Consider the following 13,759-nt stretch of genomic DNA (forward strand, 5'->3'; position numbering starts at 1 on the left):
ATGGAACAAACATTAAGATGGTTCGGACCAAATGATCCTGTTTCTTTACAAGATATCAAACAAACCGGAGCAACCGGAATTGTAACGGCTTTACACCACATCCCAAATGGAGAAGTTTGGAGCATTGACGAAATTATTAAGCGAAAAGTTGAAATCGAACACGAAAACGGTGATCCTAAAAAAGGAGCTTCTGGGTTAACTTGGTCGGTTGTAGAAAGTATTCCGGTTCATGAAGACATTAAAAAACAGACTGGAAATTATCTTCAATATATTGAAAATTATAAAGAAAGCATTCGCAATCTGGCTTTGTGCGGTATCAAATGTGTTTGTTACAACTTTATGCCTGTTTTAGACTGGTCAAGAACCGATTTATCGTATACAGTTGAAGACGGATCAAAAGCTTTACGTTTTGATATTAATGCTTTTGCTGCTTTTGAATTGTTTATTTTAAAAAGACCAGGTGCAGAAAACGAATATTCTGAAGAACAAAAACAAAAAGCAAAAAACTATTTTGAAGCCATGACTGCCGAAGATAAAGTAAAATTACAGCAGAACATTTTGGCTGGACTTCCAGGGGCTGAAGAAGCTTATTCTGTGGAAGATTTCTTGGTTACCTTAAGTGCTTATAATCATATTGACAGACACGCTTTAAAGAATAATCTTTTTCATTTTCTGAAAGAAATTATTCCGGTTGCTGAGAGTAAAGGCGTTTTGATGGCGATTCACCCAGACGATCCTCCTTACCCAATTTTAGGTTTACCAAGAGTCGTAAGTACCGAAGAAGATTTGATGGAATTAATGAACGCCGCTCCTTCTCCATCAAACGGATTTACAATGTGTACAGGTTCTTATGGTGTTCGCGCCGATAATGATTTGCCTGGAATTGTGAGACGTCATGGCGACAAAATGAATTTTATCCATTTAAGAAGCACGCAGCGCGATGAAGAAGGAAGTTTTTACGAAGCAAATCACTTAGAAGGTGATGTAGATATGTACGAAGTGGTAAAAGCCATTTTGGAAGTTGAAAAACGAAATAACAGTCAATTGCCAATGCGCCCAGATCACGGACATCAAATGCTGGATGATTTGAAGAAAAAAACAAATCCAGGTTATTCTGCAATTGGCCGTTTAAGAGGCTTGGCAGAATTGCGAGGTCTTGAATTAGGGATCAAACGATCTTTATAATTTGTTTGCCACGAAGGCGCTAAGACGCATTTTTTTTTAAAAGCCACAGATTAAAAGATTTTTTTTTTACGCAGATTGGACAAATTATAGCCGATTTTTTTTGAATAAATTATCTGCGTTTATCTGCTTAAATCTTTTTAAATCTGCGTGAAACAAAAAACTTTGCGTCTCAGCGACTTTGCGAGACTAAAAACACAAAGCTTTAAAAATCTTAGCGTCTTAGAGCCTTCGTGGCAAAACAAAAAAAACTAACTAACCACAAACAACCACAAAACCATGATTCGCCAAGCCATTCTTATATCCTGTGGCTTTTTTATAAACACTTTGTTGGCACAGGAAATACCCAAAATTATTACTTCAAAAACCAATTATCTTCCAGATTTTAGTTACGCAGGATATCACTTCGGCGAAAGCCAGATTCCTGAAACTAATGGAAAAGTTATCAATGCAGTTGATTTTGGCGTAAAAGCAAATGACCATTTAGACGATTCAAAAGCACTCTTAAAAGCCTTTAAAGCCGCGAATGCTGCTGAGGGAAATGTCATTCTGCAATTACCAGCTGGAAGCATTATCTTAAGTGAAATTCTCTATATCGAAAGAAGCAATTTTGTACTTCGCGGTGCAGGTTCTAACGAAAACGGAACTGAAATCTATTGTCCAAGACCGATGATGTATCTTAAAGATTCTGATGTTTTGGCTGAACTTCGCGAATATTTAACCACTTTTGACAAAAGACAGCGTGAAGCAGAAAACAATATCGATTTGCCTTTCTCGCAATATGCTTGGTCTGGAGGTTTTATCTGGACACAAGTTCCGGGCGAACGCGTAAAATCGTATTTGGATAAATACGAACCAGAGTCTAGTCCGTTGGCGAAAGTCAGTTCGGGAAAAATAGGCGAGCATGTTATTACGGTTTCTGACATAAAAGATTTAAAAGTCGGCGATGTTGTAGAATTGCAGCTTTTTAATAAAGATGGCGAAAATGGCGAAATCATCAACGATTTATATCAAGGAGCAAAAGTAAAACCTGGTTCGCATCATTGGAAATTTCCAAAACTTCCCATTGTGAGACAACAGGTTGAAATCATTAAAATTTCGGGTTCTAAAATTACTTTAAAAACACCTTTAACCATTTCGATTAAGCCAAGTTATCAGGCACAATTGGTCGAATGGAAACATTTAAACGAAGTCGGTATCGAGCATCTCCGTTTTACGTTTCCTGATATTCCGAGAGTTGCACATCATGTTGAACCTGGCAATAATGGTATTTTCTTGACTCGTCTTTTCAACAGCTGGGTTAAAGATGTCAAAATCACCAATGCCGACAGCGGAATTCTTGCCGAAGAAGTTGCTAATGTTACCATTCAAGATATTACAACCGATGGACCGCATTTATCGCATTACACCGTAACTTTAGGCGGCGTGCACAATATTTTGGTTAAGAATCTCAAAATCTATAATTCTGCCGTCCATCCTTTAAGTTTCAACACTTTTGCAACTAAAAATGTGTATCAAAACTGCGAGATATTTACTGACCCACTTCTAGATCAGCACTCGGGAGCTAATCATCAAAATTTATTTGATAATATTACCGTTCACATAAAAACAGACAAAAATAATAGTTACGCTTTGTTTGGAGGTGGAGGAGCGGATTATTGGAAACCTTCTCACGGTCCTTTCAGTACGTTTTGGAATCTGAATGTTCAGGTGGAAAATCCTGATGCATCCAAACCAGTTTTATTATACGGAATGAAAGACGGCGCTTTAGCAAGAATCATTGGCGTTCACGGAAATGCAAAATTTGAAATCAAATATGACATTGATCCATATATTGAATTTTTGAATGTGCCAATTGAGAAGATTCCTTCTTTGTACGATTATCAATTAAATAAACGTTTGAAATAGGCTAAAATATCTGCCACAGATTAAAATGATTTTTTTTAGCCACGAATTCACGAATTATTAAAAAAATTAATTCGAACAATTCGTGAATTCGTGGCTAATTTTCAACACACAGAAAAACAATCTTTATAATCTGTGAAATCTGTGGCAAAAAAACAAAACTAAACGCTATGAAATATAAAATAGCTTTTCTCGCAATTGTATTTGTTTTCGGAAATTTGTTTTCCCAAAATAAATACCGTCTTAAAAATTTCTCTACGACAGACGGGCTTTCGCAGAGTTCTGTCATTGCCATTCATCAGGATAAATTTGGGCAGATGTGGTTTGGAACCCGCGATGGTCTTAATAAATATGATGGAAGCCGATTTACAATTTTCAGGAATGATGCAACTGATAAATTTTCGATCAGCAACAATGATATTTTAGCCATTGAAGAAGACAATTCAGGAAAAATCTGGGTAGGAACTTATAACGGATTAAACTGTTATGATCCCGTTTCGAATCGTTTTACAAGATATCTTCATACCAAAGCCAATCATACTATAAGTAATAATGCGGTTTGGAGTATTAGGGAAATTGGCGGTGAAATGTGGTTTGGAACTTCAAAAGGATTAACGATTTTTAATAAAAAATCAGGATTATTTACTTCCGTTTTTCATTCCGATGATGATGCTTCTACCCTTCCGAGCAATAATATTTTAAGCATTCTAAAAACCAAAAAAGGCGAAATCTGGATTGGAACAACGAAAGGTTTATGCCAATTGACCAGTCGAAAAAATGGTAAATTATCTTTTAAAAATTATCCTTTAAATGCAACCGATTTATTAAACGTACAATCAGTTATTGAAGACAAAGACGGTAGTTTGTGGGTTGGGACAAAAAACAAAGGCCTTTTAAAATTCGATCTAAAAGAAAAAGCTTTTGTTTCTTTTTTACCGGCTGAAAAATACCGCGAAATCAATACCGACATTCGTTCTTTAGTAATTGACCATCAAGGTTCTCTGTGGGTTGGCGCTTATGACGGAATTTATATTTTAGGTAAAGAGAAAAATATTCAAAAAATCAATAATAGCAATAATGCCAACGGAATCGACAAAGTAAAATCTATTTTTATGGATAAAAAAGGTTCGATCTGGATTGGCTGTTATTACAAAGGCGTAAATCTGTGGGACGTTTCGAATGTCAATTTCTCCAATTACAATCAGAATTCTAAAAAGATTCCGTTGAGTTTTGATGTGGTGAGTTCTATTATTTCAGATAAAAACCAGAACATTTATTTTGGAACTGAAGGCGGTGGAATTAGCATTTACAATACAACTACCGAAGCTGTAAGTTATATCAATAGTAAAACTGGACAAACTCATAAAAATGATATCAAGGCCATGTGTCTTGCAGACGATCATATTTTATGGATTGGAACTTTTTCGAAGGGATTGTCGGCTTACAATACCATTTCCAAAAGAATGGAAGATAATAGAATTGCATCTGATTTAACCGAATTACTGAAAGAAAGTGGTGTTTATTCTCTTAAAGCTGAAAACAAAATTTTATGGATTGGAACTTTTGGTAAAGGTTTAATTCGTTACAATACATTAGACAAAACCTTCCAAATTATTGGAAATGATACTTCAAAACCTGTTTTTCTAACCAATAATATGGTTCGTAGTATTTTGATCGACAAACAAAATTCAATCTGGCTCGGAACACAAAATGGTCTAAATCGTATTTCGCTTCAAAATTTTGATTCTAAGAAATACCAAATACAGCATTTCTTTTATGATCATTCGGCTTTGTCGGGAGATGATATTTTGACTTTGTTTGAAGATTCTCAGAATAAAATATGGGTGGGAACAAAAGCTAAAGGGCTTCATGTTTTTGATGGAAAAAAGTTCACCAGAATCAATCTTAGAATTGGAAATACGGTTATTACCTCTATTCATTCGATTTTAGAAGATGATGATAAAAACTTATGGATCAGTACTAATCAGGGAATTATCAAGTACAATACAATTAAAAAATCGGTTGTCATTTATGATCAGAAAGATGGTTTGGCGAGTAATGAATTCAACGATAATTCGGCTTTAAAATTAGGTTCCAATCAGTTTTATTTTGGAAGTCCGTCGGGCGCAACTTTTTTCGATGCCACAAAAATTTCCTTGAATAATTATGCTCCTCAGGTTTTAATTACCGATTTGAAAATTAAAAACGAAACGGTAAATGCGCATGATAAAGACGGAATCTTAGAACAGAGCATCGGCTATACTAAAACAATCACTTTGGATTATGACAAGGCGAATTTCTCAATCAGTTTTGCGATTCCAAATTACATTCGATCTAAAAATAACCAATACAGTTATCGTTTGGTTGGTTTGGAAAATAACTGGACAACTACTAAAAACAGTGAAGCTAATTTTGCGATTCAAAATCCGGGCACTTATACTTTTGAGGTTCGAGGCGCCAACAATGACGGCGTTTGGAATCCAACTCCAACGACTTTAACCGTTATTGTAAATCCAGCTCCATGGCGCAGTATTTGGGCATTTATGTTGTACGGAATCATAATTGGTTTAGGTTTATATGGTCTGATTTGGATTATGAAATCGAAAGCGAGATTGAAACAAAAACTCGAACTGGAATATCTGGAAACGCAGCGTATTGAAGAAAACAACAAACTGAAACTAGATTTCTTTACCAATATTTCGCATGAATTTAGAACGCCTTTAACTTTGATTTTAGGTCCGTTACAACAAATTTTAGCCGATTACAACGGAACTAACGAAATGTATAAAAAACTTTTGGTAATTGAAGGAAGCGCGAATCATCTGTTGAGTTTAATTAACCGTTTAATGGATTTTAGAAAACTAGAAAATCATCAGGTTACGCTAGAATCTGCAAACGGAAATATTGTCAAATTTACCAAAGAAATCTTTCTCTCATTTATCGAATATGCCAAAGACGGCGGATACGATTATACGTTTGAAACTGAAAACGAAGAGATTCTAGTTTATTTTGACCGATACAAGCTCGAACGCGTATTTTATAATTTGATTTCGAATGCTTTTAGATATACTCCAAAAGGCGGTTCGATCAAAATTAAAATCAACCACGATCAGCAGAATCTGTTTATTGCTGTTGAGGATTCGGGCGTAGGAATTGCCGAGGAACATATTGACAAAATATTCGATCTGTTTTTTGAAGTTCCGACACACAATCAGGTTCAGAAAAACTACAATAAAGGAACAGGAATCGGGCTTTCGATCGTTAAGAACATTGTCGAGCTTCATAAAGGAAAAATTGATGTTATCAATAAACCTTCTGGCGGAGTTGTTTTTAAAGTGACTTTACCGCTTGGGCGCGAACATCTTTTGGACAGCGAAATTATTCCTGATTTTAAAATCAGTGATGATATTGCACAATATACAGCCCAATTAGAAACTTCAGAAATTGTAGAAAATGATGACATTGAAGATTTAATTGTAAACGAAGAAAAGCAGACGGTTTTAATTGTTGAAGATCATAAGGTCTTGAGAAAGTTCATGAAAAACCTCCTCAAAAAAGACTACAATATTATCGAAGCCGAAAATGGTAAAATTGCTTTAGAGAAAGCTTTAAAATTTGTTCCGAATCTGATTATCAGCGATGTGATTATGCCAGAAATGGTAGGAACTGAATTGTGTTCACGAATCAAAGAAAACATTAAAACCAGCCATATTCCAGTTATTCTGCTGACTTCAAGATCTTCATTGGTTTACAAATTTGAAGGATTAGAAAGCGGTGCCGATGATTATATTAGTAAACCATTCAATTTAATGGAATTCAGGCTTCGCGTTAAAAATCTTCTGAATACAACGGAACGTTTAAGAATCAAATTTTCAAGTGAAGACAGTTTTATTCCGTCAGAAATTACGGTTTCTTCTCTGGATGAAGAATTATTGAAAAAAGCATTCAAGATTGTAGAAGAAAACATTTCAAACGAACAATTTGATATTCCGTTTTTCTGTTCAGAATTAGGCGTAAGCCGAACGATGTTATTTTTAAAAATCAAAGCTTGGACCAATTGCACGCCAAATGAATTCATACATGAAATAAGATTAAAACGTGCGGCTCAATTATTAGAACAAAATAAATTGACGGTTTCAGAAATCAGTTATAAAGTCGGTTTCAACAATCCGAAATACTTTAGCAAATGCTTTCAGAAAAAGTACGGTGAAACTCCATCTCAATACGCTGACAAATTTTACGAAAAAACCTTCTGATGTATTCCTGCAAGGTTTTCAAAACCTTGTAGGTATTATTCAATACTGCCAAACGCTAACCTTGTCGCTATTTATACCTACAAGGTTTTGAAAACCTTGCAGGATTAATTATCATAAATTTTAAAAACCTAGTGTTTTAAAGACTTTAAAAAGGGTATCTGTATTTTTAGATACCCTTTTTTGTATTTCTATTTCTTTTTCGGCCTATACATTTGTGGTATGAAAATCAAAAAAACAAAATTCTTATTGCTGCAAATTTTCTTTGTCATCATCATAATCGGAATGAGTTTATTGCTTTTCTACTTTATCTAACTTATTAACCTTAAAACCAAAAAATGAATGTTTACAAACCACAAAAACAAATCGTTTAAATGGTGTTTTCTAGTATCTTTTTTACTGGTAAATATCGTGATGCATTCACAGGAACGAAAAGTAACTGGAAAAATAACTTCCAGCGAAGATTTGCTCGGGCTTCCTGGTGCTAATGTCTATATCAAAAACTCCTCTGTAGGCGCTTCTGCCGATATGGATGGAAATTATACTGTAATTGTAGGAGAGAAAAATGCTGTTTTAGTTTTCAATTTCGTAGGATTTCAATCGGTCGAAGTTCCAGTTGGAACCAAAAATGTTATCAATGTAAGTTTAAAACCAGATACAAAAGCGCTTGACGAGGTTATTGTAGTAGGTTACGGAACACGTAAGAAAAGTGATATTACGGGATCTGTATCTTCTGTAACGGCAAAAGAACTGACGGCTTTTCCTGTTTTAAATGCAGAACAAGCTTTACAAGGTCGTGCAGCGGGTGTTTCGGTAATGACCAATAATGGTGGCGAACCTGGAGCTCCTACAAAAATTAGAGTGCGTGGAGGAACTTCTATTAATGCCAGCGGAGATGCACTGATTGTCGTAGATGGCTTTGCAGGTGTTTCTATGCCAGCTCCTCAGGACATTGCTTCTATTGAAGTTTTAAAAGATGCTTCAGCAACTGCCATTTACGGATCTCGTGGATCTAACGGGGTTATCATGGTAACGACTAAAAAAGGAAAACCAGGAAAACCAGTAATTGAGTTTAGCAATTCAACTTCTATTCAATCCGTAAACAATAAATTAGATTTATTAGATGCAGATCAATTTGCGGCTTATAGAAAGAGTTTTACTACGCACACGCAAGGTCCTGCAAATACAGACTGGCAAGATGAGATTTATCGTGAAGGAATGATTTCGAATACGCAGTTGTCTTTCTCAGGCGGATCTGAAAATATCAGATATTATGTTTCTGGAACGTATTTCAACCAAAATGGAGTTGTAATCAATTCTGGAATTGACAAATACACAATTGTAGGTAATCTTGAGGCCGATTTAACTCCAAAATTTAAAGTAGGTTTAAATACTTTCACAAGCAAGCAGAACAAAGAAGGAATTGTAAGTCAGACAAGTGCTGGAGGAACTGGTGCTGCAGGTGTAATTGCTTCTGCCTATCGTTTTATGCCAGATAAAGGAATTTACAACACGGACGGAACTTATACCACAACGGCTCCAATTGGTGACGATATTGATAATCCATACGCAACGGCAATGGAAAATATTTTGGAAACTGTTTCTATTGTAAACCGAAACAATTTCTTCGCTCAATATCAAATTACTAAAGATCTTGATTTTAAAACTACTTTAGGTTTAACCGATAATAATTCGCAAACTGGAAGGTTTATTCCTTCCACTTTAATTGCTGGAAAAAACATCAAAGGAGAAGCTTCTGTAAACAACACAAGATTTTCTTCTTTCTTAACAGAGAACTATTTGACTTTCAAACGCGAAATTATCGACAAAGGAATGCTGACAGTTCTTGGAGGATACTCTTACCAGAAAAATAAAAACGAAAATTCGTATGCCGCTTCAAGAGGATTTTTGACGAATACGAATTCATACAGAAATTTAGGTGCCGGAACTGTTTTCTTGAAACCTGATTCTGGTTTATCTGAAACTGAATTAATCTCTGCTTTTGGAAGGTTGAATTTTGATTATGCCGACAAATATCTATTGACATTTACAGCAAGACGTGACGGTTCTTCAAGTTTTAGTAAAAACTACAAATACGGAACTTTCCCTTCTGGAGCAATTGGATGGAACATTAGTAAAGAAAACTTCTTAAAAGACAATAAAACGGTTTCAAACTTAAAATTAAGAGCAAGTTACGGAGCAACAGGAAACCCATCCATTGGTGCCTACTCTACTCTTTCTAGATTTTCTGAAATCTATTATGTAAGCGGTGACGTGATTACCAATGCGGTTCAGCTGACTTCATTAGACAATCCAAACTTAAAATGGGAAACGTCTTATCAGCAGGATTATGGTATCGATTTAGGTTTATTTGATAATAGAATAAGTATTACGGCAGATTATTATAAAACGATTACTAAAGATTTATTGTTCAACAGACCGCTTCCTGGAATTTCGGGAATTGCTTCTCAGCTTCAAAACGTGGGTGAATTAGAAAATAAAGGATGGGAATTAGGTATTAATACCAGAAACTTTATTGGTTCTGATTTTACTTGGTCAACAAACTTTAATATTTCTTCAAACAAAAACAAAGTTTTAAAATTGGCTGATAACAAAGATCTTTTAATCAACTCTGCTCCTGGGCATTTCTTAGCAACAGAATCGCAGATTTTAAGAGTTGGACAGCCAGTAGGTTCTTTCTTTGGATTTATTTATGATGGCGTAATTCAGCAAGGTGAAGCGGTTTTGCCAGGAAACTTTGAAACTGTTGCAGGTGGCGAAAAATTTAGAGATGTAAATGGCGACGGAAAACTGGATTCTCAAGACAAAACAATCATCGGAAATCCAAACCCAGATTTCATCTTCGGATTCAACAATGATTTCACTTATAAAAATCTTGACTTGAATATCTTCTTTCAAGGTTCGCAAGGAGGTCAAATCTTAAACTATACTTTGATGGAACTAGCTTCTGGAAACAACAATGCAACAACAGAAGTTTTAGATGCTTGGACACCAACTCACACTGATACTAATGTTCCTGCAAATGCAGCAAGAACTAAAAGAATCACTTCAAGATTTGTTTATGATGGAAGTTATATCCGTTTAAAAAACGTTTCTATTGGATATAGTTTAGATGAAAAAGTTGTTTCTAAAATGGGATTAAGCAAAGTTCGTTTTTACATCAGTGCACAAAACCTTTGGACAATTACAGATTATCCAGGTACAGATCCAGAAACAAACTACTTAAATGACACAAATTCTAGAAGTAATACCAATTTAGGATTGGATTATGGAGGATATCCAAACGTAAGAACATTTACAGCAGGATTCAATTTAAAATTTTAATCTAAAACAATTATGAAAAAATATATAGCTCTTCTTTGCTTTGGAACAATGGCGTTTTTTAGCTGTTCTGATCTAGAAGAAAAACCAATAGGAATTATTCGTCCAGAAAACTTTTTTAATAATACAGATGATTTACAGGCTGCTGTAAATGGCGCTTTTGCCAATATTGGCCACAATAATTATTGGGGAAGAGAATTTACAATTGCCCTTATGCTTCGTGACGACATGTCTGATATTGGCGACAGAACAACGCAAGCGGCTCGTATTGATGTAAACGATATGTCAATGAATGATACCAATGCGCTTGTCGCCAACTTTTGGCCTCAATCGTATGTAATTATCACAGCCGCAAATCAGGCGATTGAAGGTGCTAAAAAAACACCTGGTGATCCAGCAAAAGTCAACGCTATTGCGGCTCAAGCGTATTTTGCAAGAGCATTTGCTTATTATCATTTAGTGCGTCTTTTTGGTGATATTCCGTATGTTGATTTTGTAGTGAATGATGTGAATCAGGTAAACTCAATTGGAAAAACAAAAGAAGCAGATGTTTATCCAAAAATTATTGCCGATTTAGAATTTGCAAAACAATGGCTGGAGGATAAACCAAAAGTGAAAGCTGTTCCTGGAAAAGGTACTGCTGCAGGTTATTTAGCGTCTGTTTATTTGACTTTAGGAAATTTTCAAAAAGCATATGATGAAGCAAAATTTGTAATTACCAACGAAGCTAAATTTGGTTTAGGTTTGGATGCTGATTTTCAGGATTTATTTAACGCTACTAAAACAGCTACTTTAAAAGAGCCACTTTTCACAATTGACTTTAATAACTTAACATCAGGAAATTATGGTCAGGATTATACCGCCTTTTTTACTGGATCTTTAAAAGATGATAGCTATAGCTACGGACAAGGATTCTCTGTTGCCGTTCCGTCTTTAAAAGTGTTCAATACTTGGGATCAGAGAGATTATAGAAGAGCGGTAAGTTTTGATACCATTATCAGAAAGAAAACCGGACCGGGAGGAGCATTACAAGTCTTTCCTTCAAGCGATAACGAAAAAGCACCTCGCCCACACATTGCCAAATATTTCCGTTTTCCAGGAAAAGCAGGTGCTAACGGAAGAACTTCTCAGCACAACTACATTACCATGCGTTTTGCAGAAGTTTTGCTGACGGCAGCAGAAGCTTTAAACGAAATTAATCCGGGAACAACAGAAGCTAATGGTTATGTAAACCGTGTTCGTGCAAGAGCAAGAAACAAAGCGGGTAAATTAGTTTCTTTTCCAGCAAACGTAACTCCGGGCTTATCTCAGGCAGATTTCAGAAAAATGGTTATTGATGAAAGAAGATTAGAGTTGGCTTTTGAATATGTAAGATGGTACGACATTAAAAGACTTAAAATCGGACCAGAAGTATTTGGACCAGATGGCTTAGAACCACATGCTAATTTTGATCCAAACAAAGATTATTTATGGCCGTTGCCGGGAACAGAGTTGGCTATTAATCCAAATTTAAAACCAAATAATCCTGGTTATTAATTGAACGCGGATAACACTGATTTGTTATTGCAATGATTATAATGTTTTAGTTTCACGCAAATTAAAAAAGGATTTTAGCAGAGAGCGCAGATTTTTAAACGTATTTTAAAATTTCAATAATCTTATAAATAGATTATTCAAAAAAATCTATTTTAAATCTGCTTCAATCTGTACAAATCTGCGTGAAATAAAAAAATCCGCACAATACACATCTTCGCGATAGCGAATCCGTCAAATCCGTGTCTAAAAATCACGATCACAATATATATTATTTTAATATGAAGAATGTCAGTTTCATTTCTTTAATTCTTGGGTTTGCATCGCTGGTAACAGCGTGCAAATCCGGAATTAATACTCAGACAAAAACTACCTCAGCAGCGACAGAAAAACTGGAAACGCGTTACAAAATGTTACTCGATTATCCTGTAGATTCTATGTCTATGCCTAGAAGTATGAATATAAAAACTCTTGAGATTCGCAAAGTGCCGTCGAGAGATTGGACAAGCGGCTTTTTTGCTGGAAATCTTTGGCAATTATACCGATTAACAGGCGATTCAAAATATAAAGAACAAGCTCAAAAATGGACTCCTTTCAGCAAAAAAGAAAGTGTCAATAGTAATTCGCATGACGTAGGTTTTAAAGTGTTTTGCAGTTTTGGAGAAGCGCTGAAAGTGGAAAACAAGAAAGAATACGAAGCGGTAATTGTTAAAGGCGCCGAAACTTTATGCACAAGGTTTAATCCAAAAGTGGGTTCTATCCGTTCTTGGGATTTCAACAAAGAAATTTGGGATTATCCAGTTATCATCGACAATATGATGAATCTGGAATTGCTTTTTGAAGCATCCAAAATATCTGGAAATCCAAAATACCGCGATGTTGCAATTAAACACGCCAATACAACTTTGAAAAATCAGTTTAGAGAAGACAATTCATGTTACCACGTTATCGATTATAACCCAAATACGGGTGAAGTTAGAAAGAAAACCACACTTCAAGGTTACAATGACGATTCGGTTTGGGCACGCGGCCAAGGATGGGCAGTTTACGGATTTACTATGTCGTATCGATATACAAAAGATCCTGCTTATCTAAAACAAGCAGAAGCAACTGCGAAGTTTTTTATGACAAATAAAAACCTTCCAGAAGACGGAATTCCGTATTGGGATTTTAAAGATCCTAGTATACCAAATTCAGCACGCGATGTTTCGGCTGCAATGGTGATGGCATCTGCTTTATATGAATTGCATAGTTATACCAAAAATGACAGTTATCTGGCTTTCGCCGATAAACTGATGGCCTCGGTACAAACGGATAAATATATTTTAGATACTAAAATTAAAGCACCGTTCCTATTTGATCACAGTACAGGAAACTGGCCAAAACATGATGAAATTGACGAACCCATAATCTACGCCGATTATTATTTTTTGGAAGCTCTATTAAGAAAAAGTGACAAAGTAACAAAGTAGCAAAGCTTTTTTGCCTTTGTACTACTGAACCTTGGAACCTTGAAATCTTTGAGCCTTTGAACCTCTGAACCT

6 protein-coding genes are annotated in these 13,759 nt (G+C 35.4%); all 6 read left to right on the plus strand.

Going from position 1 to position 13,759, the window contains the following annotated elements; all coding sequences use genetic code 11:
* The 6 genes from uxuA to NCC77_RS15585 all read left to right on the plus strand — a co-directional run bounded on the left by uxuA (nucleotide 1) and on the right by NCC77_RS15585 (nucleotide 13,687).
* Nucleotides 1-1,185, plus strand: coding sequence for a mannonate dehydratase (gene uxuA, locus NCC77_RS15560; RefSeq protein WP_250836412.1), 1,185 nt, complete (start codon nucleotides 1-3; stop codon nucleotides 1,183-1,185).
* A 276-nt stretch (nucleotides 1,186-1,461) separates the two neighbouring features.
* Nucleotides 1,462-3,090 carry a hypothetical protein gene (locus NCC77_RS15565; protein WP_250836413.1) on the plus strand — a complete coding sequence of 543 codons (1,629 nt, stop codon included), beginning with the start codon at nucleotides 1,462-1,464 and terminating at the stop codon, nucleotides 3,088-3,090.
* A gap of 167 nt (nucleotides 3,091-3,257) precedes the next feature.
* Entirely contained in the window at nucleotides 3,258-7,343 is a 4,086-nt protein-coding gene (locus NCC77_RS15570; protein WP_250836414.1) for a two-component regulator propeller domain-containing protein, read from the plus strand.
* A 339-nt stretch (nucleotides 7,344-7,682) separates the two neighbouring features.
* Nucleotides 7,683-10,685, plus strand: a complete 3,003-nt coding sequence (locus NCC77_RS15575; RefSeq protein WP_250836415.1) for a SusC/RagA family TonB-linked outer membrane protein — start codon at nucleotides 7,683-7,685, stop codon at nucleotides 10,683-10,685.
* Between the two features lie 12 nt (nucleotides 10,686-10,697).
* Nucleotides 10,698-12,218 carry a RagB/SusD family nutrient uptake outer membrane protein gene (locus NCC77_RS15580; RefSeq protein WP_250836416.1) on the plus strand — a complete coding sequence of 507 codons (1,521 nt, stop codon included), beginning with the start codon at nucleotides 10,698-10,700 and terminating at the stop codon, nucleotides 12,216-12,218.
* A gap of 278 nt (nucleotides 12,219-12,496) precedes the next feature.
* Entirely contained in the window at nucleotides 12,497-13,687 is a 1,191-nt protein-coding gene (locus NCC77_RS15585) for a glycoside hydrolase family 88 protein (RefSeq protein ID WP_250836417.1), read from the plus strand.
* The last annotated feature ends 72 nt before the right edge of the window (nucleotides 13,688-13,759 follow it).

This window comes from Flavobacterium tyrosinilyticum, assembly GCF_023656565.1.
Classification (GTDB): Bacteria; Bacteroidota; Bacteroidia; order Flavobacteriales; family Flavobacteriaceae; genus Flavobacterium; species Flavobacterium tyrosinilyticum.